Source organism: Microcoleus sp. BROC3, assembly GCF_036702515.1.
Taxonomy (GTDB): Bacteria; Cyanobacteriota; Cyanobacteriia; order Cyanobacteriales; family Microcoleaceae; genus Microcoleus.
The window spans coordinates 71,898-95,245 of sequence record NZ_JAUBTQ010000017.1 but is presented as its reverse complement, the minus strand read 5'-3'; the positions used below and the strand labels follow the sequence as shown (position 1 = coordinate 95,245).

The window sequence follows — 23,348 nt, the reverse complement described above, 5'->3', positions numbered from 1 at the left end:
CATCTGGTACGTTGGGTTCTAAGAACAAAACCCAACGCTACATACCAAAACAAAGCTCCAGACCTATTATTCAGGAATTACAGAAACTCAAAGAACGTCGGGACAAATAATCATTAATAAGCGTGATGGACGCCTCGTCGCTACTGGTTGGAATAATGAGCATTTGGCAGTTACACCCCATGAATCAAAGGAAGTTGGCGATCGCGTGTTGTTGCCCGATCGGTCTCCCGATCGCAATGCCTTGGGTATTCCTTGGGAACTCATTCATGCTCATGATGTCACACCCGACAGCCATGAAGGCGTGATTGACACCACAATTCAATATGAGGCAAGAGTATCAAGTTCGATGTTTCACTCGGATGAAGTCAACGAAGAAGCTATACTGTTTGTCAACTGGGCTGACCGCAGTATTCATGACGCTATTATTCCTTATCAGTCCGCGATCGCTCGAAGCGCTCTCTCATGGCTGATACAACTGCCTGATTCGATAGAAATTCTCTGTTCGACAGCAGCGGATGGTGCAATACTTACGGAATGTTCGGCTACCTGCATTAACTACAAAGACTTTGAAACTCAGAAAATTCGACGATGTAAGTCCTGTGGTTTTCTGTGAGATAAAAAAAATACTTGCGTGAGTACCTTAAAACTAGGAAGAGGAAAATATCCAATGAATTTAGACAAGTTTGTACTAGCACAAAATATGGCATTTCTAATAGCCATTCCCCCAGAAAGTAATTTAGCGAAATTGCTCTCCTTTTGCTTGGCGACAAAGGCTAGAAACAAGATGACGGGAACAGAAATCTTAAAGATAACCTGTGAGCTAATGGAAAACCCATCTAATTTGCCCTATTGGACTCAAGACGTGATGGGACTCGATTTAGATTACAGCAGTGAAGAGTGGAAAGCTTTAGGAGCAATGGGCATCAACGATGCAGAGGAGTTTATGGCTACCATGTTGCAAGAATTGGAAAATTTAAGTTTGTAATATCTAGCCCTAGCGTCAGCAAAGAAACTCTCAGGTTCCACACACTCTATCAAAAGCATTCATTAGATCCGGATAGTTAAAAAACCCTGTTTAAAGACAAGGGATAGTCAACTTTCAATAGAGAAACAACAATATGTCTTTAAATGTTGAACTTTTAGAGCAAAGTTTCGAGAAAATCAAACCTCGTGCTGATGAATTTGCCACTACTTTCTACGAGAACCTGTTTAAACTTTATCCAGAAGTGAAACCACTGTTTGCCAATACCGAGATGGCAAAGCAACAGAAAAAGCTGATAAATGCTCTGGTTTTGGTAGTAGAAAATCTTCGTTCCCCAGAGGCTTTAGGGCCGGTTCTAAACGCACTGGGAGGCAGACACGTGGGTTATGGAGCGATCGCCAATTCTTACCCGGCAGTTGGAGAAGCACTACTAATGACCTTTGAGGAGTATCTTCAGCAAGATTGGACTATTGAAGTCAAACAAGCATGGATCGATGCCTACGGCGCGATTACTGCTTTGATGTTAAAGGGCGCAGGTGTAGAAACTATACCTGAAGAAGTTCAATTAGAAACAGAGATTATTCCCGATAAACAGGTAAGTATAGCAGCTAATCACCAACTAGAATCAGAATTAGTTCCAGAAACAGAGCCAAAATTAGCTGTAGAATTACTGGAAAGCAGTTTTGAGAAAATCAAACCTCGTGCTGATGAATTTGCCGCTAGCTTCTACGAAAACCTCTTCATCGCTCACCCAGAATTTAAACCACTGTTTGCCAATGTAGAGCTAGAAAAACAACATAAAAAGCTCATAAATGCTTTGGTATTGGTAGTAGAAAATCTCCGCTCTCCCGAAGCTTTAGGGCCAGTTCTCAACGCCTTGGGAGGCAGACATATCGGCTATGGGGTAATTCCCAAATATTATGGGCCAGTTGGAGAGGCACTGCTGATGGCTTTTGAGCAGTATCTCCAAGAAGATTGGACTCCCGAAGTAAAGTTGGCGTGGACAGATGCCTACAGAGCAATTACAGGTTTGATGTTAAAAGGCGCAGGTGCAGATTCTTCACCAAATGTTGTCCCAGATAAAAAAGATGTCACCCACCATCAGCCAAAAGAATCACAGACACAATTACTGAACGAATCTAAGCCGATCGCGCCACCAACCGAGGAACAGAAAAAGCCTTTAGTATCAATTCAGGGGGATGGTGGAATTATTCAAAAAACCCTCTCGAAAATAACTGATAGTTATCAGCAATTTCCGGGTCAATCATTCGTTCAGCAATTGGGTGAAACTCTCAAAGGAATTTTAGAAAAATTAATTGATAATTTTTGGACACAACCGGCGTGGTTAGTGGCTAGTGTTTCAGCAGTTCTGTTCATCATAATTTATGTGGCGGCAGATGATAATTCTCTGATTGGAGAGATTTTGCAGAGTGTTGATGCTCTTAGTATGGTCGTTGCTTTAATTTTATTCATTAAAGAAGCGCCCGATCGCCGGAAACAATTTCATTACCAAGCTTGGAGTACAGTTGATGCAGCGCACGGCGTAAAAGTTAGCTATGCAAGAGTTCTGGCACTCCAAGATTTGAATGAGGATGGTGTTTCTCTTAGAGGTGTAGATGCTATTGGTGCAGAGTTAGTAGCTATTAATCTCTGTCGGGCTAATCTAAGTGAAACCAAATTGAGTGAAGCAGACCTCAGTAATGCCAATCTGAGCCATGCTAACCTCAATAATGCTAACCTCAGTCAGGCTAAATTGAGTGGTGCTAATCTCAGTCATGCCAACCTGAGTTTTGCTCGCTTGAGTCAGGTTAACCTCAGTAGTGCCAACCTGAGTGGCGCTAATTTAATTTGTGCGGATTTGAGTAACGCAAATATGAGCGGTGTCAATTTGAGGGATGCTAGCTTGAGTGGTGCTAACCTGAAGAGTGCCTACCTAAGTGGTGCAAATCTCAAAGGTGCTAAAGTTAGCATTTCTGACCTGAGTGGTGCTTTGCTTGAAGGCGCTATTATGCCTGATGGCTCGAAGTATAAATCTCTGGAAGATGGGGTCACAAATAAATAAATTGATGCCAGCTTTTTTATGAGCTTGAGGTCTGCTTTTCTACAAAAAGGGTGACGATTCCTTGAGGAGAAAAGCTTTGGCTTACTGAAATGCGATCGCACGGGAGGAAAGCCGTTGACCTGGAATCATTTCATTCAAGCGCTGCTCGTGACTTGAAGGAAAATAGATAGGAACCTCGCTCTTAATATCCTCTACACTAGGGATGATTACCGAAAAAGTTTTTGACTCGTTCTCATTCTCTTTCTAAGCTCTGTCATTATCAACTACCAAAAAGCTTAAAACCATTACTACAGCTTAACATAATTAGTATTGACAAAACCCTTGGTTAGTGTATCCACAGAATCATAACTTATCGTTTGATTAATTTTCATTCATGTCAAAGCGATGACTACGGCAAGCCTTTCTAGCGTCTAGGCTGAAAACCTTGTCAAGAAATGAAAATTAATGCGATTATTTTGGGGTTTATTGAGACTAAAGGGTTCTGATTGACATTGCGGCGTTTGCCCTCCCCTCATCCTCCAACTTCTTCTCCCATCACACTAGCGAACTGCAAACAGAAACGCTTCAATGTTCCATTATTCATAAAAATTTATAAAATCTAATTGTGATATAGGTGTATTATTTAATAGTCAGCATTAATACTAGATTGTCATTAAATATGAAAGTTTTAGCACCGAGCTAATCATTAGTTTTTCCAAGCTTTTCCGGCGACAGCAACCTCATAAGACTCGAACACTGAATGGAACCTACAAGTATAGTTTCTATGATTTAAACAACAGTCCACTAGATCAAAATACTCAACCGCTTCCGTATGGAACCTTTGAATTCAGCTACCAAGGGGTGAAACTTAAGGCTGACTAAAGATAAGTGAGGTAAAAAAGTTTTACAATAAAGCAGAAGGGCAGGGCTACACTAATGCCAAGATTTCTGAAGAACTGTCGGGGCAGTCAAAACGGTTGTGTTGCACTCCTCCACGCTCCTTAGCCAAAAAATGCTGTTTAGAACTTGAGGTTAACAATAATGGATAGACGAACCTTACTTAAACTCTTGGGATTTGGGGCGCTGGAAATTTCGTTCGGTGTCAGTTTCCCATCAAGGGTGTCTGCTTCTGTTGGACACGAAGTTCACTGGGGCTATATAGGAGAAAGCGGTGTAGAGAATTGGGGGAACCTGTCTCCCGAATTTCAACTGTGCAAAACGGGAATCCAGCAATGGCCAATTGATTTGCAGGGAGTGATCGCAGCCCAACTCTCAGCAATTGAAATTGATTATAAGGAAAGTCCTCTACGCATCGTCAATAACGGTCATACCATCCAAGTGAACTATGAATCGGGAACCTCAATTAAGCTGGACGGTCAGACCTATAACCTAGTGCAATTTCACTTCCACGACCCCAGCGGACACATGATTGATAAAAAACCATTTGACATGGAACTGCACCTAGTGCATCGCAGCGAGGCTAGTGCGTTAGCTGTGATTGGAGTGTTATTGAAGCAGGGACAACACAATGCTGCCCTGGAACCAATCTGGGACGCATTCCCAAATCGCAACGAACCAGAGCAAGTAGTGAAGACAGTGAAGGTAAATGCAGAGCAATTTTTACCAAAAAACCAAAAGGTTTACCGCTACTTTGGCTCTCTGACGACGCCACCGTGCTCCCAAGGAGTAAACTGGATTGTGATGCAGCAGCCGATTGAAATCTCACAAAATCAGATCCAGCGATTTGCCAACAACTTAATATCCATTGATGCCAGACCTGTGCAACCGCTAAACAATCGCTTTGTGTTGCGTTCGAGTTGAATATCCTAGAAACAATCCCCGATTTTTAATAAGCAAGTCGGGGTAGTTGAAACAGAAGAAACTGCAACCCTGTGTAAGTATCAAATTAGGCAACCATGAAAAATTTGGCAATATCATTTACAGAAACTCTGGCTGGTTCGGATTTTTGGAAACTCATTTTTAGTGGAAAACTTTTTATCGTCAACGTACCTATACCGCTGTTCAAAATCGTTCTTATCGTCATTGTCCTCACACTTACCCTGGCGTTAAAACAAGTTTTCTCCGAAATTATCATTCGGAGAATCGAGAGTCTGACTAGCAAAACGCAGACTACCTTTGACGATGAGTTGGTCGAGATTATCAAGCAACCTTTAAACTGGCTGATTGTTATCGGTGGACTCTGGATAGTGCAGCTAATTCTGGCTGAAAATTTCAGCCCACAATTGAACGAAAAAATAGAAGGGATTCTCAGGTTTGGTGCGATCGCTACCTTCGCCTTTATTGTTTACCGTGCCGCTCCTGTGTTGGGAGAGGTGCTTAAACAATGGGCGCTGAAAAGTGAAACCGAGTTAGACGATTTGCTCGTGCCCTATCTGCCGAAATTGTTTCAGGCGCTGGCGATCGGGATTATCTTGCTCAAAGCAAGTGAGGTGTTTTTGGGTGCATCGGCTGGCGCACTCATCGGTCTGCTTGGTGGAGCGGGTGTTGCCATAGGTTTGTTACTCAAAGACCTGATCTATGACTTGTGTTGTACCATCATTATCTACGTAGATAATCTGTTTCGACCCGGTGACCAAGTGACGATGCCTGGAATAGAGGGTCTAATTAAAGTGGAACAGGTGGGACTCAGAAGTACAACGCTTCGTATACTGAGCAGAAACACTATCCAAAAAGTGCCCAATTCTAAAATGATTAATGGAGTAGTTGAAAATTGCTTCCAAGCGATAGGGAATGATAATTCCATAGGTATCAACTTCACCCTAAAAATTGATGGTATTTCGGCATAAAAAACCGAAAAAATTTGTATCGGTCTTCGAGAAATTCCGAAGTCAATTGATATTTTGACAGAAAAGTTTTTTATTTACTTTAGCGAAATAAATCAAAATTCTCGTGTCATTAAAATTAGGGTTTTTGCTAATACTAATGGTAACAGTAAATTATACTTTGATACCATAGAAAAACTCAACCTAGCGATACTGACTCTACTGGAGAAAGAGCAGATTAATCTATTCACCTATTATCCGGTGCAACTTCAAACTAAGCTTGGAAAAGCTCAAAATAACTTAGAACCGATCGAGAATTGACAAAGCAGACAAATACACCAAAAGCATTAGACATCTCCGAAAAAGAATGTAGAGACGCGAATTTTTGCGTCTCTATATTAGACAAGAGACTTTTCCAACAATTTCTCTAAAATATTTGTAGCATAGGGGTTAAAGTGGAATTTATGGAGATGTCTAGTCTAAAGTCCAGAAAGAAGGCAAATAATATCAAAAAACATCCTATGCAATTATTGAATCAATTAAGTATAAAGACAAAACTCATAGTTATGTTGCTGGTAGTTAGCCTTTGCGCTATGCTCGCCAGCACCTATATATGCTCTAGCAGTGGGAAAGCTACTCTGACCGAAAAAGTCTTCAACCAATTAACCAGTCTTCGGGCAGCCAAAACTTATCAAATCCAGGATTATTTTCAAAGCCTTTACCACCATAGCCAAACCTTAAGCGAAGACCTGACAGTCGTCGGTGCCATGCAGGAGTTCAAGAGTGCCTACCGCCAACTTGAACAATCAACAATACCAGCGGATTTTGACGCAAAAATTGATACCTACTACCGCACACAATTTTTAACCAAACTAACGCAAACTAACGAGGGTTCCCCCGTTCTGGCATCCTACACGCCAAAAACCGCCGCTGCCCGTTACTTGCAGTACCACTACATCGCTGCTAACCCCAACCCCGCTGGCAAAAAACTTCTCCTTGACAATCCAGGCGACGCCAGCGCTTACAGCCGCGCTCACGCCCGCTACCACCCTATTTTTCGCAATATAGTTGAAAAATACGGTTACTACGATATGTTTTTGATCGATCCCGAAGGAACAGTTGTCTACACGGTTTTTAAAGAAGCTGACTTTACCACAAACTTCACCAACGGCCCCTACAACGAGAGTAACCTAGCATCCGCGATCGCCGCGGCACGACAAGCAAATGGAACGGGCTATGTAAAAATAGTAGATTTTAAGCCCTACACCCCTTCTGGGAGTGCGCCTGCGGCTTTTATCGCTGCCCCAATCTTTAACGGCTCCCAATTCATTGGTATTTTGGCGTTCCAGCTTCCCGTTGACAAAATTAACAACGTGATGACTGGTAACAAAAATTGGAAACAAAGTGGTCTCGGCGATTCAGGAGAAACTTATCTGGTGGGGTCGGATTATCTAATGCGCTCTGCGTCTCGTTTCCAAATAGAAGACCCAGAAGGTCATGCAAAAACTCTACGCTCGATCGGTACTGATGAAAAGACCATCAAGAAAATCAAAGAATTTAATACTACAATCCTCCTACAAGAAGTGCAAACAAAAGCAGTGAAGGAAGCGTTGTTTGGAAAACAGGGTACGCAGGTGATCGACGATTATCGTAACATTCCTGTTTTGAGTTCTTATGCTCCTCTAGAGATTGATGGATTGAGGTGGGTGATCGTGGCGGAGATCGATGTTTCTGAAGCCTATGCCTCAATTCACTCGTTTGAAAAAAAAGTTGTGATTGGAGCTACTATAATCATCGCGCTAATCACGCTTGTTGCCATCTGGCTGACCTCAATTTTTGTCAAACCCATCAAGACGTTAATCGCTAGCGCCCGCAAGGTGGGGGCTGGGGATTTTGACGCAGTTGTGAAATCGGGTTCGCAAGATGAATTTGGAGAGTTGGCTAAGTCATTTAACCAAACCATAGGCAGCCTTCGCGCCGAAACTCAACTCATCGAACAGAAAAATCGCGAAAATGAAGCATTAGTCTTAAATATATTTAGTCCCGCAATTGCCAAACGCCTCAAACAGGGCGAGCGAGAAATTGCCGAGCAGATTTCTAATGTCTCGGTCTTGTTTTCCGACCTCCATCGATTCACCCAGCTTTCTCAATCAATGTCCCCTCAAGAGGTTGTTCGCTTGCTGAATGAACTGGTAACAGGCTTTGATGAAATGACAGATAAATACGGTCTAGAGAAGATTAAAACTATTGGTGACGGTTACATGGCTGTATGCGGGCTTGGTATGCCGCGTCTGGATCATGACAAACGCACGCTAGATTTTGCTTTGGAAATGCTGTCGTTTGTCCGCCGATTTAGTTATGAAAAAGACTTACATCTAGACCTGCGGATCGGCATCAACTCAGGAGATGTGGTTGCAGGCGTGATTGGCAAAAATAAATTGCTCTACGACGTTTGGGGCGATAGTGTAAATATTGCCAATAGGTTGAAGTCGGCTTGTCCGCCAGGAGCAATCTTCGTGTCTCAAGACATCTGCGATCGCCTGCACGATCTCTACGATTTTGAGCCCTTTGGTGAAATTCAAGAACCAGGAAAAGAACAGCTAGTGGCTTGGCAAGTCAAAAGTTCTAAGCTGACCGTAAGTGTTCGAGAGGAAGATGTCTATGAGTAATTTAAGCATTGCAAACGACTGGCAAGCCTGGGCGGTAATTGTCGGATTAGGGTTCCCACTCCTGGTCGTTTTACTAGGAGAGGTTATTTATCATCTACAAAGGCGCGGTAGACCGCTGGCGGCTACGCTGCGGGTTGTAAAAAACCTCGTCCTGCCCGTCTTAATGCTGATGGTTTTAATCCGGAATGTCGTGAGGCTTGACGTTGACGGGAATTTTGCAAAGCTCGTCGCAACGCTGTTTTGGATATCTGTTATCTACGCTTCTCTCTCGCTGTTTAATGTGATTTTGTTTGAAGAAGCTGAGGCAAATACATGGCGGGCACGGATGCCCAAACTGCTGATCGACCTTTCTAGGTTGTTTTTGGTGCTTGTGGGAAGCGCGATCGTTTTAGCAGTGGTGTGGGGTGCGGATTTGGCGGGTCTTGCTACCGGATTGGGCGTAAGCTCGATCGTGATCGGTTTGGCGCTTCAGGACACACTAGGCAGTATCATGTCGGGCATTGCGCTGCTTCTAGAACGCCCCTTCAGTGTGGGTGATTGGTTGCGTATTGGAGATATCGAAGGGCAGGTAATTGATATCAATTGGCGCTCGGTTCGCCTGCTAACTCTCCAGCGCCAGGTGGTTGTCGTTCCTCATCAGTTCATTGGAAAAGAAATAATTCATAATTACAGCCAACCAGAACGCATTTACAACCAACGTATCAATATTGGCTTTTCCTACGATAGCCCCCCTAACCTCGTGAAGCAGGTACTACTAAGTACAGCTTTGGCTACACAGGGAATATTAGCCGAACCCGAACCAGAGAGCAAAACCACATCCTATGATGAGACTGCAATTATCTATGAGGTGGAGTTTTTTATCGAAAACTTTGAGGATATGGAGCAGATACTCGATCGATTTATGACGCGAGTTTGGTACGCAGCGCAGCGAAACAACCTGACGCTATATCGCTACCGATATGAATATGCTGTAGAACCTGGAGACAAGGCAGATAGCGCTTCAAGTAAGTTAGCCCAAAGCTTGCACTCAATTCCCGGATTTATGCCTTTAGCTAGAGAACCCAAAAATTTGGATGACTTAACTAAGGGAACTATTTTGCAGAAATTTGGTGCGGGAGAGAAAGTCATCCGGCAGGGCGAGCCTGGTAATGCTTTGTACATTATCATTGCGGGTCAGGCTAAGGTCACACTCACGAACAAGTTGGGCATGGAGTTGGAGGTAATGACTATTTTGCGCGGTGAGTTTTTTGGCGAGATGGCACTGTTTAGTGGGGAACCGAGTCCAGTATCAATCGTCGCCGTTGACGATTTGCAGGTTCTTGTCATCTACTCAGATGCTGTAAATACGATGATTGAACGTCAACCAAGCTTGGGGCGTGAGATCGGTCAAATTATAGAGGCGCGAAGCAAAGCGGTAAGTATGGCCGGGCAGGTAGATGTTTCTTCCCATGCTGAGGTTGATTCCCTCTGAGGATTTTGAACTAAATTGATATGGAGTAAAATTATTTGTTAATAGAAATTAAACGCGCAATAAATTACATTCAAAACTCAAAACTATCGATCGCCAAATGCCAGTTTTTCTGACGCAGCCGATCGCAAATTTGCACTTTCTCAACCGCTAAATATTGCTGAAATTCTGGTTTCTCTATGCCGCTGCGCCACATTACCAGAGCATCTTCTCCGGTGTCTTCGTAGTACCGTTTCCGCCGTCCTGCCTCTTTAAACCCAAATTTTTGGTAAAGAGAAACTGCGGCTAAATTAGATTCCCGCACTTCTAAAGTTGCCCGTTCTAATTGTCTATAGTGAGCCTTTGTTAGTAAATCCCAAAGCAGGGCTTGTCCTAAACCCTGACCTTGAAAGCGAGGATGAATTGCCAAAATTGTAATGTGAGCTTCTTCTAAAATTGCCCACAGGCAACCCAAACCGATCAGGGTTGGGGTAAGTTTTGAGTTGGGAGTTGCTGGCGAGGATCTCTCAATACTGAGCGATTTTGAGTTGAGAATGCTGTTCGGCTCGATCGACTTGAGTTCGCTGTCGAATCTTTCTGATTCGCCGACCCCGGTTTCAGAAGCCCACAAACCCAGTAAATCGCTGTTAGGACTGCCTAACTCGCGCCCATAACCTTCGATCGTCCACAGTCCGCCAAAACAGAGCCGATCGAGTTCAACTGCACTGTTGAGGTCTTCGGCGGTGAGATGTTTAATTTGTAGAAAACGCACGGCTGTAAATTGTACACTGGAAAACACAGTAGCGATTAGCTGTTTGTTGCTAGTTTTGAGTCATGACTCACAAGTCTCCAGACATTAGTCTACTGCCAACGACCAATGACTGCTGATTAATGACTGCCGACTGCTGACTGCTGATTAATGACTGCTGACTAATAACCTAGGATAGTTATTGCGCGATGGTATCAACTCAATCTTTTGGGGTCGAATCGGGACTTAAGTATCTGTCTGAGTCTCAAAAAGCCCTGCAAAATCGATCGCCAAATCAAGAACTGTTACCGCTGACAGCCAGTGTTAACAGCAGCGATCGGTTGGAAATCGGAGGCTGCGAGGTGACAGCTTTGGTGGAGCAATTTGGCTCGCCGCTGTACATTTTAGACGAAGAAACGCTGCGGGCGGCTTGCACGCAGTACCGGGATGCTTTTAAGCGTTACTATCCCGGCACATCTCAAGTGCTCTATGCTTCTAAAGCTTGGAGTTGTTTGGCAGTTTGCGCGATCGCAGCTTCGGAAGGTTTAGGCATAGATGTCGTATCCGCCGGGGAAATCCACACTGCACTGCAAGCCGGCGTGAGCCCCGACAAAATCTACTTCCACGGTAACAACAAGTCCCGCGAGGAACTGCAGCTAGCTGTCGAAAACGGCTGCATTACCGTAGCCGACAATTGGCGGGATTTAGAGACTCTAGCAGAATTGGGAGAATTGGGTGTCAGCAGCCTCACAGGTGGGCCGACACGAATTATGGTGCGGTTTACTCCTGGAATTGAGTGTCACACCCACGAGTACATTCAGACAGGTCAAATCGACAGTAAATTTGGCTTCGATCCCAACTCGCTCGATCGAGTATTTAAATTCATCAGCCAACAGCCGTCGTTATTTTGCGTGGGAGTGCACGCTCACATCGGATCTCAGATTTTTGAACTGCAACCCCATGACGATTTAGCTGAAGTCATAATTCAGGCCTTGACTAAAGCACAAAGTTATGGTTTGCCAGCAACAGAAATTAATATTGGCGGGGGGTTGGGCATTCGCTATACTGAAGCGGACGATCCTCCCAGCATTGAAGATTGGGCTCGTACAATTTGCTCCGCAGTGGTAGCAGCTTGCGAGCGGCAGCAATTGCCATTACCGAAATTGCTTTGCGAACCGGGTCGATCGCTCGTCGGTACAGCCTGCGTCACTGCTTATACCGTTGGCTCTCAAAAAGTCATTCCGGGAATGCGGACGTATTTAGCTGTAGATGGAGGGATGTCCGACAATCCGCGTCCTATTACCTATCAATCAGTTTATCGAGTCCTCGCAGCCGGTAAAATGTCTGCTGCATTAACGGAAACAGTGACAATTGCTGGGAAACACTGCGAGTCAGGCGATGTTCTGATTAAAGATGCCAAATTGCCCGAGTGTCAGGCCGGAGATGTCCTCGCGGTTACGGCTACAGGGGCATACAATTACAGCATGGCTTCTAACTACAACCGAGTACCCCGACCGGCGGCGGTTTTAGTTAGAGACGGGGAAGTTAACACGATTATACAGCGGGAAACTTACCAGGATTTGCTGAGGCTTGACCGCCTTCCTGAACGACTCGGAGTTCAAAAGTAAAAACTGAGAAGTTAAAAGTTAAAAGTTAAAAGAAAGACCATCGATGTTTACTCAGTGATTGCTCTTTGACTTTTAACTTTTGCCTTGTTCAGTGACGCGATTGGATTGACACTCCCCGGTCTAAAAACGCGGGGATTTTCAGCATATTCCTTATAACAACTGTTCATGGTTCACGGGTTCGAGTGCATCACGGTTCGCGGTTCACAGGCGCTAGCGTTCGATGAACCATGAACAATCAACAATCTGGCTATGACTTTGGCCTCGTTCAGTCCTTATTGATTCAAGGGATCGATATTGGACTGGTTTTTGCCCTTGCGTATTTGGTGCTCGTCATTGTTGGGGAGCGCAGAACGCTGTGGATGGTACGGGGATTTATCATTTTGATGCTGGCGGCGGCGGTGAGCAACTGGGCTGGATTGAGGCTGTTGCACGTTGCCCTCAACAGCTTGGTGACGGGTTCGGCTGTGGCAATGGCGGTAATATTGCAGTCGGAGTTTCGCCGATTTCTGGAACAATTGGGTCGGGGGGAAATTCGGCAATTATTTGGACGAGATCGCCGACCAAATCCCGAACCCGACAGCGTAATAGATGAAATTGTGGACGCAGTAAAAGAACTTTCGCAAAACCGCACCGGCGCTTTACTAATTGTAGAAACAGATTCTCCGATCGACGATCGGGATTTTTCTGTGCCGGGATTAAAGCTAAATGCTGAAGTTTCTAAAGAATTGTTGCAGACTATCTTTCAGCCGCAAACTTTGCTGCACGACGGAGCTGTTTTGATTCGAGGTTCGCGGATCGTGTCGGCGGGGGTAATTTTGCCTTTGTCCGATCGCAGCGCGTCGCGGCAGTTGGGAACCCGCCACCGGGCGGCGATGGGGATTACGGAACGGGTGCAAGCTTGCGTGTGCGTGGTGGTGTCCGAGGAAACGGGTTCTATTTCTCTGGCGCAGATGGGAACTTTAAATCGACCTTTGACTAGCAGCAAACTTAAGGAATTGCTGGAAGCAAAGCTGTTTCCGTCGGAAGGAGAAAGAGCCGTGGCTCCAATTCCGATCGGCAATCTCGGACGCCAGATAGGATTGAAGGGAGTGACACTGTTAAAGCGGATAATGCGCCGATCGGGTAATCGGGAGAAACCATGAGTCAAGGAATTTGCTTGGAAAAGTTGCCGGAGGATCTGCAACAAGAACTACTGCCTAAGCACATAGCAGTGATTATGGACGGGAACGGGCGCTGGGCTAAGAATAAGGGATTGCCGCGGATTGCGGGGCACCGCCGAGGAGCTAGCACTCTGAAGGAACTGCTGCGCTGCTGCAAAGATTGGGGAATTCCAGCTTTAACGGCCTATGCTTTTTCGACGGAGAATTGGGGGCGGCCGGCCGGGGAGGTGGATTTTTTAATGAGTTTGTTTGAGGGTAAGCTGCGGCAAGAATTGCGGGAGATGGTGGACGAGGACGTGCAAATTCAATTTATGGGGAATTTGCAGGCTTTGCCGAAGTCTTTGCAGGCGGAAATCGAGCGTTCTGTGACGGCCACTCAGCACAATCAGGGGATTCTGTTTACGGTGGCGACGAATTACGGGGGGCGTCAGGAGATTGTACAAGCTTGTCGGGCGATCGCCACTCAGGTGCAAGAGGGCAAGTTGCAGCCGGAGGAGATTGATGAGGTTTTATTTAAACGCTATTTGTATACTGCTGATATTTGTGACCCGGATTTGCTGATCCGGACGAGCGGGGAAATGCGGTTGAGCAATTTTCTGCTATGGCAAATGGCTTATTCGGAAATTTACATTACTGAGACGCTGTGGCCGGATTTTGATCGATCGGAGTTTCACCGCGCTTTGTCTGATTATCAGAAGCGCAGCCGCCGATTTGGCAAAGTGTAACGATTTTGGATTTTGGATTTTGGATTTTAGATTTTTTGGTTGATTTTTTAGTTTCCAAGTAGGTGTGGATTCTGAGGGAGCATCTCCATGAAAGTAAAAAACGTTTTTACGACCTGCGAGCGTCCCGCAGAGCAAAATACAGCAAGCGTCCCACTCGCAATCCCATGTAAATGCTTGCACGGTTGATGCTTCTTACCTGGATTCCATCTAAAATCTAATACCAATTTCACTCAATTCTCCCGCTCAACATAACAATTTTAGATTTGAGATTGGAGGACAAATCTAAAATCTAAAATCTAAAATCTAAAATCTAATTAGGGCCCAGAGAAAACAGCAGCTTCAATGTCCTGACGTGAGAGGGAGTATTTGAATGCTCGCTGAATGTCTTGGCCGTCGGCTCCGGCCTCGATGTAGCGGACAGTGAGTTGGTCGATATCGAGGGAGAGTTCTGCTTTCCATGTAAGTTGCTCGATCTGCCAGCAGTGGAGTTCTCGCCGGTCTTGCTGGCAGCCGCGGCTTTTGAGCCACTGCTCGATTTCGGGGAGTGGATGGTTGTACAAAGGAGTGTCAGCGGAAGGAAGAGTCATGGGATTTTAGATTTTAGATTGGGGATTTTAGATTGGGGATTTCGGATTGAGGATTTCCGATTTTAGATTGGGGATTGGGGATTTGAGGGGTTAATTGCCGCGAATTAAGCCGATCGCGATCGCCAGTACCAAACATCCGATTAAGCTAGCTCCCATGAGCGACAGGGCGAACATTTCTCCTGGAGAAAGAGGTCGATCCGTGGGATCTAGGTAAGCGGAGTTGGAAGTTTTTTTGCCGGAGCCCGAAACCGGACTATCGAAGCCTGGGGGCAGCCCGATCACGTTCAGGCGAGAATAGCCTATTTTGAGGTCGTAGGCGAGGCGACGTTCTGGGTTGCTGAGGGTGGCGTAGGCGTTGTTGAGCTGCTGAAATTTGGCGGTGGCGACTGCGGGCGGCAGCTCGGTGGTATCGGGATGGTAGAGTTTGCTAAGTTCCCGGTACGATCGCCGAATTTCGAGCGCTGAGGCTGAAGGATGCAGCCCTAACAAGCTGTAATGAGTGGAACCCAAGGGGGTTTTTCCAGGTATTTTTTGACTTTTGTTTTTTGCAGTTGCCTCGTTTCCTGCCACCGAAGCCCCTCTCTGCCTATTGTTAATAATATTTGGTTATTTTAGCTGAAATTTGAAGGAAGAGGAATTAACCGCAGAGGGCGCTCTTGACGCAGAGGGAAGAGAGAAGAATTATAAATTCTCCCGTTCTTTGCCTGTTTCTGCTGTCACCGAGTTTTTTATTCTTTATTGGGGTTGACTTTTTCGGAGTAATGTGAATTAACTAGGGCTAGCGCTGGGGCGTCGGTGGATTCTGGTCGATCGATACTGTGTTCGCCCTCGCTCGGAAGTTGGCAAGAAATCAACTCTGTGACGATGCGATCGCCCAGAGCGTCTTCCCAATCCTGCAACTGTTCTCTGGCTTTGATCGGTGTATTGAGAGCCACGTCTACGCCCATTTGCTGAAGGTTGAGGCTGTGGGCTGTCGATCGGCGGTTGACACACTCCACCAGCCAAACGCTCAATCCGACTGCTGCCATCAAAGGCAAAACAATCCGGTAATCTCTAGTCAATTCAAACATCAATAGGATGGCTGTCAGCGGTGCTCTGGCGCTGCCGGCGAGCACGGCCGCCATTCCCACCATTGCGTAGGCGGGAGGGCCGGCGACTCGATCGCTCATAGCCGGCAGCATTTCCAAAAACAGGCCGTAAGCCGAACCCAGGGAAGCTCCTAAAAACATCGCCGGAGCGAATATACCGCCCACTAAACCACTGCCGAGGCTGATTGCTGTCATCGCCAGTTTGACAAACAGTAGCAGCAGCAGCAAAGGCAAGGAAAATTTAACATCTTGGAGCATTGCTTGGACTGTTTCGTAGCCGACACCCAAAATTTGAGGAAATTGCAGGGCGACTAAGCCGACGCAGGCCCCGCCGATGATGGGCTGAAGCGGCCGGGGCAGTCGTCCGAGCCAAGCAAATCCTCGGATTTTGCCTTGAAAACAGCGATCGGCCAATTGAATTGCTTCTGTGTAGGCTAGAGACACTCCGCTCGCTAAAAGTCCCAATCCCATGTACAGAGGCAATTCTAGGGGGCTGCGGACATCGTAGACTGGCAAAGAAAAGGCAGGCTGAGCTCCCAAGCAGATTTGAGCGATCAGCGCGGAAACTACGGCGGAGAGCAAGACTACGCTGACTGACGAAGTAGCGAAGGTGCTGCCGAGCACGACTTCTAAGGCAAAGAACACTCCGGCGATGGGAGAGTTAAACCCGGCAGATAAACCTGCTGCTGCTCCCGCGCCGAGGAGCAAGCGCTGCCGTTCTGGGGATAGCTGTAAAACTTGAGCCAGCAGCATTCCGAAGTTGGCGCCGATTTCGACGCTGGGGGCTTCCGGGCCGAGGGAGGCGCCGGTGCCGAGGGAAACTGAGGCTGCCACCATTTTGGTGATGGGTTTGAGGGGGGAGAGTTCTTGCAGGCCGCGGGTGGCTGCAATTAAGGAAGACATATTCGGGCCAAAGTCGCGAAATCGCCACCGCATCAGCCCGATGATGACTCCGCCGAGGGTGGGAATGCAGGCTAGCGTCCAAGAGCCTTTCGACGCGATCGCCCCCATGAAGTCTTCCAGCATCAAGCTGTGGATGAAGTGGATTAGGTAGTGAAAGGTGACGACGCCTGCACCCGTAACTCCCCCGATGACTAGGGAGAGGATGAGCAGGAGGGTTTCTGGGCTCGGGTGCAGGCGGTTGAATAGCGGGCTTAGTCGGGAGGCTTGGGGAGTTGCGGAGGTTGGCCCGGGTGGCGGCAGATCCACAGGAGGGATGGCTCTCATTTAGCGGTTAATTCTTCGGTGAGAAGTTATATAATATTACAATTTATTTCTTATTTTCATTTTGAGTGATTTTAGGGGAATTGACAACTTAATTAAGGCGTAATTTAGGGTAAATTTTTGGGGCTGGCTGCTGGGGTGGAATGACTGATTCTGAGGAGCGGCGGATTTGGCGTGATTGTATGCTCAGTTACATTCAAACTTAGATATACTCTGGCGATAATGCTAACTAACTATATTTACCGTGGGGGTGGTTAGGCCGATCGCATCAGTGAACGGGTCATATCATATAACTCACTGCAAAACAACTTTCAAATTAAAGAATTGGCGATTTGAGGTTTTACCTTACAATCACAAATCTCAAACCACAAATCTCAAATCTCCAATTTTAAATCCCTTACTCGCGCATACTATCACATCGGTTGTTGACTGGGCGGGATTCTTGGTCTGGGTTTGGCGATCGGCATTAGCGGATCGCCGATGGTGGCGACTTTCCAGGGCGGGGATTCTAGCTGGCGTGCTGCGATTAAAAAGGGTGCTCCTCGCTTCAGGCGATCGACCATTAATTTAGGTGGGATAAATGCCGATAAAAAAGGTTCGTTGACGCTGCCAATATATGCGTAAGCACCATTTTCTAGCCACCTCCCGGCAACGGTGTTTTTGTCATCTGGCGCTGCTGCTGACCAACTGTGGATCATGTGGATTGCTGCGGGAAATTGAAGTTTTGGTAGGTCTTCAACTGAAGCGTCGCCGTTGCCGACTTGGAATGATTTTGGATAGCCTTTGGAATTCATTAATATTAAGTCAAATGTCCACGGTTTTGAGGCTAAACTCCGCCACTTTTCCAGGCTCGATTCTGGTTTCTGCACTAATTCAACATTCAAACCTATGGTTTTTAGTCCGCTAGCTGCTTCCTCCATTTCATATTTTCCCCAATTTCCTTCCTTGGGGTAACTGTCATAAAGCATGGCTGTTTGGCTGTCTAGAAATATTGCACACATGGCTTGATAGATCGATCGTACCTCGGAACCGTAAATCCAGCCGACAGCCGCCCAGCGTTCGCCGTTGGGGTGTCGTCCCAAACCGTCGGTAACAGCTAATTGTTCGTCGGGTTTTTCAGGAGATTGATATTTGACTGCTAGTTGGCGTACAATCGTTATTGTGTCGATCGGGTCTCCGAGCTGAGAGTAAAAATATCCGGTTGATTCGACGGCTTTTGTAACTGCTGTTTGCAGAGTTTTCCACTGTGTGTTATTAAGGGTGTCGTTGGGTTTTCCAAAGTTGCCTTCTAGAAATACTAAAGGTTGGCCGTGAGCGGCTGCTAAGGCAACTGCTGCTGAGCGTGCGGGGTCATTTTCTGATGTGATTACTACTCCTGGGGGTTCCCAGCCGAGTTGCGTCCATTTTGCTTTTAAGGTTTGAGTATCCGTGGCATTCCAGGCTCCTGCAGCAGCGTTCAGCATTAATTGCTGGAGTTTTTGATTTTTTGGCAGTTGCTGTTTGATGCTTGGCAAACGGACTATTTCTTCGGGTTGAAAGCGCTGCACAAACACGGGCGTATATTTTTTGTCTTCGATGAGAATAGGCCAGTTTCCTTTGAGATTCCATTTTTGGATTGCTGCTAAGAATGTGGCTTCGTCGGGTACTAAAACAACGCGGTTGACTGTTGGTATGTTGTCGCGGACAATGGCTGCTCGGAGGCCTGTTTGAATTGGCCAGGGTTCTTGTTTGGCTGAGGCGGGAAGTTGAAAGGGTTTTGTGACAAAGCTGCACGCTGTTAATTGCTGTGACAAGCATAAAAATAGTGTTAATGCTAGCAGTTTAAGTTGTAGGTTTTTGTTATAATTCATTTTTAACCGCAGATTGAAGCAGATTAACGCAGATGCAGAGGGGCTCTGTTAATAGATTCCGGGAATTAGTTTTTTGACTCGCTGGCTGTATTCTGAATAGTCTGGATATTTGGCGGTTAACCAGGCTTCTTCGCGGCTGGCTTTGATGTCGAAAAATATTATTAATATGGCGCTGGCTATTAAGTGGGATATGCTCATTTGAAAAAGTGTCCAGCCGAGAGCGGCTAAAATTAAGCCGCTGTATAATGGATGCCGCACTATTCGGTAAATCCCTGTTTGGACTAATTCTCCGTTTTCTATGGGATACGGTAAAGGTGTGAGGTTTTTTCCTAAGTCTATCAATGCTTTGATGATTAAAACCAAAGCGCTTAAGGCGAGAATACTTGCTACAATCCAGGTAAGAGCAAGTAATTGAGTTGATTGAATTTTTAATCCTGGCAGTTGATAAACTGGTAAGATTACAAATCCTGTGAGCAATCCTCCTTGAAGCAGGACTAAATATTCGCCGCGGCTGTTATTGCGCCAGCCTTCGCGCGTGAAACCCCAGTATGTTAAAATTTTCATAGTAAGAGGAAGAAGGAAGTTCGGCAACGGATTCTGTAACGGATGTAACGGATGTAACGGATGTAACGGATGTCAGGAAGAAGGAAGGAGGGAAGAGGGGAGAGGGAAGAAGGAATGAGGGAGAGGGAAGAGGGGAGAAGAAAGTGAACTGTAGGTTGGATAGAGTGAAGTAAAACCCAACCTACGGCGAACAGTCAACAGTCAACAATTAACAAATTTATTCTCGCCAAGGACGTGTCATTAATTCTAATTGATTGACTTCATCTTGGCTCAAATTCCAGCCTAACGCGCCTGCATTTTCTTGGGCTTGTTTGGCGGTTTTGGCGCCGGGAATGGGGATGACTCCGTTTTGGCATATCAACCAGTTTAGGGCAACTTGGGCGGGCGTGCGATCGCGCTTTCTGCCCATTTTTCGCAGGGTAGACATGACTAATTCAATTTTTTCGAGGCCGCTTTTGCTGAAGCGGGAGTCCATTTTGCGGGCTCCTGTAGGTGGTTCTTGGGCTGTGTATTTGTCGGTGAGCAATCCTTGGGCTAAGGGGCTGTAAGCTAAAATTGTGACGCCCAATTCGCGCGCTGCACTCACAATTCCTTGTTTTTCTACTTGCCGCGACAGCAAGGAGTAACGGACTTGATTTGTTGCTAGGGGAACGCCTCTTGCTGCTAGTATTTTGTGGGCTTGGCGCATCTGTTCTGCTGAATAGTTGCTGACTCCTACTGCTTGAATTCTGCCTTGTTTTACTTCATCGGCTAAGGCGTTCATCAGGGTTTCTTGACTGAGTAAAAAAGTGAAAGGCCAGTGCACTTGGTAGAGAGTTATTTGTTCTACTTGCAAGCGTTTTAAGCTGGCACTCAAAGCGTCGGAAACCGATTTTCCTGTAATCCGCCAAGGTAGGGGGCCGAATTTGGTGGCTATTTGCACGGGTTGGGTGGTTTTTTTGAGAAACTGCCCCAGCAATTCTTCTGACAAGCCGTTACCGTAGACTTCGGCTGTGTCGAAGAAGTTGACTCCGCTTTCTAAGGATGTTTTGAATGCTGCTTCGACTTCGGCGGCGCCGTAGTTGCTGCCGTAGTTCCAAAATAGTTTGTCGCCCCAAGCCCAAGTTCCGACGCACAGGGGAAGGACGGCTGGGCCATTTTGTCCTAGGGTAATGGTTGTCACGGTTGGTAAATCCACAGTTATTGATTCTCTTTATTTTTATATGAATTTATACGAATAATCGCGATCGAGCTTCTAGCCGGGGGAGGAAAGGCGGCGGGTTGCGATATCTCAGTTACTATAAATTCAAATGCTGTGTTTATGTGAATAGTTATGTCGATCGACCGTTTACCAGATTCAAGATTAACAGATTCCGCGACTCCTGCTATCAAGAGAGTTACCCTGCTGACTATGTTCCGGTTGGGTTTGTTTCAGATGGGATTGGGCATGATGTCGATTTTGACCCTGGGGGTGCTCAATCGCGTGATGATTAAGGAGTTGGCTATTCCGGCTACTGTGGTGGCGGGTACGCTGGCTATGCACCAGTTTGTCGCCCCGGCTAGGGTGTGGTTCGGGCAAATGTCTGATGCTAAGCCTTTGTTTGGCCATCACCGCACGGGTTATGTGTGGGTAGGAAGCGTTTTGTTTGTGATTTCTGCTTTTTTGGCGGTGCAGGTGATGTGGCGCTTGGGCGGCAGTTTGGAGGCTGTGGGGTGGACTACTCCTACTTACGGTTGGGTGGGTTTGTTGGGTTTGATTTTTGCACTTTACGGTATTGCTATTTGTTCGAGTTCGACTCCTTTTGCTGCTTTGTTGGTGGATGTTTCGGATGAGGAGGATCGATCGAAGTTGGTGGGTGTGGTGTGGTCGATGCTGATGGTTGGTATTATTATCGGGGCGATTATTAGCAGCGGTTTGCTGAAGCAAATTGATGGGGATGTGTCGCGGGAAGTATTGCAGGCTTCGATTAACGGTTTGTTTGTGAAGGTGCCGGCGCTTGTTTTGCTGTTGGTGGGTATTGCGACTTTTGGGGTTGAGAAAAAGTATTCGCGGTACGGGGTGCGATCGTCCGCAGTGAATCGAGAAGATAAAATTACTCTGAGAAGTGCGCTGCGGATTTTGACTGCTAGTCGCCAAACCGGTTTGTTTTTTACTTTCCTGCTAATTATGACAATTTGCTTGTTTATGCAGGATGCGGTTTTGGAACCTTACGGCGGGGAAATTTTTAAGATGTCGATTTCGCAAACTACGCAGTTGAATGCTATTTATGGTACTGGTACTCTGATCGGTTTGAGCGCAACTGGTTTTTTAATTGTGCCGCGAATTGGCAAGCAAAATACGATTAGGTTGGGCTGTTTGTCGGTGGCTGCTTGTTTTGGTTTAATTATTTTATCTGGATTTACAGGAAATCCAATTGTGTTTAAGTCGGCTTTAATGTTGTTTGGTTTAGCTTCGGGAATTACAACGACGGGTGCGCTGAGTTTGATGTTGGATTTGACGGCTGCAGAAACGGCGGGGACTTTTATTGGCGCTTGGGGTTTGTCGCAGGCGATGGCGCGGGGTGTGGCGACGATTAGTGGCGGTGCTATTTTGGATTTGGGCAGAAGTTTGTTTGGGGTGCCGATGTTAGCTTACGGGTTGGTTTTTGCTGTGCCGGCGGTGGGTATGATTCTGGCTGTTTGGCTGTTGGGTAGGGTGGATGTTGGGGAGTTTCAGGATAATGCTAAAAGTGCGATCGCCACTATTCTTGAAAATGAATTAGACTAAGGTTTGTAGTGAGAGCTTTAGTCCTCATTTTCGGGTTAATCAAGGGCTTCTGTCCTTAATACAAAAAAACTGCAAATGAAAGATTTTTGGGATTCTATTTTAAGTTTTTCTCAGACTACTGTCAAGACAGTCGGCCAGCAGTTTTTGAAAGATTTCGGTTCTGCACAAGCAGATGAGAAGGATGATGGGAGTTTGGTTACGCAGTCTGATAATTGGGCGGATGCGGAGATTAGAAGTGCGATCGCATCTACTTTTCCCAGTCACGGAATTTTGAGCGAGGAAGGAGAACACGTTTTCCCAGATACGGAATGGTGTTGGGTTGTCGATCCTCTGGATGCTACGACTAATTTTGCTCGGGGAATTCCGATTTGGGGGATTTCTTTAGGTTTATTGTATCGCGGAACTCCGGTTTTTGGCTGCGTGCATTTGCCGCCCGTGAATCAATTTTTTCACGGTTTTTATGCAGGGGATTTGGTGGGGGACAATGTATTGACAAATATGCCTCAAGGTGCGTTTTTGAACAATCGGCCGATTTGTCCGACTGCTGATAAAATGAGCGGAAATCATATTTTTAATTTGTGTTCCCGGAGTGTGGGAATCGGGCCTCATCTTCCGAGTAAAATTCGGATGTTGGGTATGGCTAGTTACAATTTTTTGACTGTGGCTTCGGGTGCGGCTATGGGAGGGGTGGAAGCGACTCCGAAAATTTGGGATATTGCGGGGAGTTGGGTAATTGTGAAGGCTGCTGGTGCGGTTTGGCTGCCGCTGGAATCTCAGGCTATTTTTCCGCTGGAAGTGGGGAAGAATTACGGGAGGATTTCTTATCCAACTTTGGTGATGAATCGGCAGGAGTTGGTGTCGGTATTTTTGCCGTTTGTGGAGGCTTGGAAGAAGAAAAAAATGGGCTGATTTACGCGCGGGCGAAGCTATCCCATAGGAAATCGCGCAATTATCAATCAAATAAAACTGCAGGGCAGGCGTGACGGAGGAGTCTCCCACGCCTGCCGTGCTGTTTAGAAGAAATATACCGACCGATGACCGATGGTTTAAGTATGTCTACTCTTGTCTATTTCTGCCAATCTGCGATCGGGTGGTTTTGTTTTACG

At 46.3% G+C, this 23,348-nt stretch carries 19 protein-coding genes; 12 read left to right on the top strand and 7 right to left on the bottom strand.

All coding sequences use genetic code 11. The annotated features are described in order from the left end of the window. The first annotated feature begins 163 nt into the window (after positions 1 to 163). The 7 genes from QUB30_RS13300 to QUB30_RS13270 all read left to right on the top strand — a co-directional run bounded on the left by QUB30_RS13300 (position 164) and on the right by QUB30_RS13270 (position 9,946). Positions 164 to 613: a hypothetical protein gene (locus QUB30_RS13300; RefSeq protein ID WP_333333891.1), complete on the top strand. Its 450-nt coding sequence runs from the start codon at positions 164 to 166 to the stop codon at positions 611 to 613. A gap of 54 nt (positions 614 to 667) precedes the next feature. After that, on the top strand, positions 668 to 985 hold the full coding sequence (locus tag QUB30_RS13295) for a hypothetical protein (protein ID WP_333333890.1): 318 nt from the start codon (positions 668 to 670) through the stop codon (positions 983 to 985). A gap of 133 nt (positions 986 to 1,118) precedes the next feature. Further along, entirely contained in the window at positions 1,119 to 3,044 is a 1,926-nt protein-coding gene (locus tag QUB30_RS13290) for a pentapeptide repeat-containing protein (RefSeq protein ID WP_333333888.1), read from the top strand. Positions 3,045 to 4,064: 1,020 nt separating this feature from the next. Further along, on the top strand, positions 4,065 to 4,844 hold the full coding sequence (locus QUB30_RS13285; protein WP_333333886.1) for a carbonic anhydrase family protein: 780 nt from the start codon (positions 4,065 to 4,067) through the stop codon (positions 4,842 to 4,844). A gap of 95 nt (positions 4,845 to 4,939) precedes the next feature. Then, entirely contained in the window at positions 4,940 to 5,830 is an 891-nt protein-coding gene (locus tag QUB30_RS13280) for a mechanosensitive ion channel domain-containing protein (protein ID WP_333333883.1), read from the top strand. Positions 5,831 to 6,327: 497 nt separating this feature from the next. Continuing rightward, a complete protein-coding gene (locus QUB30_RS13275; RefSeq protein ID WP_333333881.1) occupies positions 6,328 to 8,475 on the top strand; it encodes an adenylate/guanylate cyclase domain-containing protein in 2,148 nt (715 codons plus the stop codon). Beyond that, entirely contained in the window at positions 8,468 to 9,946 is a 1,479-nt protein-coding gene (locus tag QUB30_RS13270; protein WP_333333879.1) for a mechanosensitive ion channel family protein, read from the top strand. The genes QUB30_RS13275 and QUB30_RS13270 overlap by 8 nt, the downstream gene beginning before the upstream one ends. A 70-nt stretch (positions 9,947 to 10,016) precedes the next feature. Here QUB30_RS13270 and rimI read toward each other — a convergent pair whose 3' ends face one another. Beyond that, a complete protein-coding gene (gene rimI / locus QUB30_RS13265; protein WP_333333877.1) occupies positions 10,017 to 10,721 on the bottom strand; it encodes a ribosomal protein S18-alanine N-acetyltransferase in 705 nt (234 codons plus the stop codon). Between the two features lie 158 nt (positions 10,722 to 10,879). On the opposite strand from rimI, the gene lysA reads away from it, so the two are divergent. The 3 genes from lysA (at position 10,880) to QUB30_RS13250 (ending at position 14,183) form a co-directional block, all read left to right on the top strand. After that, a complete protein-coding gene (lysA, locus tag QUB30_RS13260) occupies positions 10,880 to 12,298 on the top strand; it encodes a diaminopimelate decarboxylase (RefSeq protein ID WP_333333875.1) in 1,419 nt (472 codons plus the stop codon). Positions 12,299 to 12,525: 227 nt separating this feature from the next. Beyond that, a complete protein-coding gene (cdaA, locus tag QUB30_RS13255) occupies positions 12,526 to 13,440 on the top strand; it encodes a diadenylate cyclase CdaA (RefSeq protein WP_333333873.1) in 915 nt (304 codons plus the stop codon). Then, positions 13,437 to 14,183, top strand: a complete 747-nt coding sequence (locus QUB30_RS13250) for an isoprenyl transferase (RefSeq protein ID WP_333333871.1) — start codon at positions 13,437 to 13,439, stop codon at positions 14,181 to 14,183. The genes cdaA and QUB30_RS13250 overlap by 4 nt, the downstream gene beginning before the upstream one ends. A gap of 314 nt (positions 14,184 to 14,497) precedes the next feature. Here the strand turns inward: QUB30_RS13250 and QUB30_RS13245 are convergent, their stop codons facing one another. The 6 genes from QUB30_RS13245 to QUB30_RS13220 form a co-directional block, all read right to left on the bottom strand. Beyond that, on the bottom strand, positions 14,498 to 14,770 hold the full coding sequence (locus QUB30_RS13245) for a DUF3143 domain-containing protein (protein ID WP_333333869.1): 273 nt from the start codon (positions 14,768 to 14,770) through the stop codon (positions 14,498 to 14,500). A 90-nt stretch (positions 14,771 to 14,860) separates the two neighbouring features. Continuing rightward, positions 14,861 to 15,340: a J domain-containing protein gene (locus QUB30_RS13240; RefSeq protein WP_333333867.1), complete on the bottom strand. Its 480-nt coding sequence runs from the start codon at positions 15,338 to 15,340 to the stop codon at positions 14,861 to 14,863. A gap of 158 nt (positions 15,341 to 15,498) precedes the next feature. Further along, complete coding sequence (locus tag QUB30_RS13235; RefSeq protein WP_333333865.1) at positions 15,499 to 17,085, bottom strand: chloride channel protein; 1,587 nt, start codon at positions 17,083 to 17,085, stop codon at positions 15,499 to 15,501. Positions 17,086 to 17,495: 410 nt separating this feature from the next. Then, a complete protein-coding gene (locus tag QUB30_RS13230) occupies positions 17,496 to 18,932 on the bottom strand; it encodes a hypothetical protein (protein ID WP_333333863.1) in 1,437 nt (478 codons plus the stop codon). 48 nt (positions 18,933 to 18,980) lie between these two features. Beyond that, positions 18,981 to 19,496 carry an isoprenylcysteine carboxylmethyltransferase family protein gene (locus QUB30_RS13225; RefSeq protein WP_333333861.1) on the bottom strand — a complete coding sequence of 172 codons (516 nt, stop codon included), beginning with the start codon at positions 19,494 to 19,496 and terminating at the stop codon, positions 18,981 to 18,983. Positions 19,497 to 19,713: 217 nt separating this feature from the next. Beyond that, on the bottom strand, positions 19,714 to 20,658 hold the full coding sequence (locus QUB30_RS13220; protein WP_333333946.1) for an aldo/keto reductase: 945 nt from the start codon (positions 20,656 to 20,658) through the stop codon (positions 19,714 to 19,716). 150 nt (positions 20,659 to 20,808) lie between these two features. Between QUB30_RS13220 and QUB30_RS13215 the strand changes: the two genes are divergently transcribed. Further along, positions 20,809 to 22,242, top strand: a complete 1,434-nt coding sequence (locus QUB30_RS13215) for a BCD family MFS transporter (protein ID WP_333333859.1) — start codon at positions 20,809 to 20,811, stop codon at positions 22,240 to 22,242. Positions 22,243 to 22,317: 75 nt separating this feature from the next. Next, positions 22,318 to 23,151, top strand: coding sequence for an inositol monophosphatase family protein (locus QUB30_RS13210; RefSeq protein WP_333333857.1), 834 nt, complete (start codon positions 22,318 to 22,320; stop codon positions 23,149 to 23,151). Positions 23,152 to 23,348: the final 197 nt, after the last annotated feature.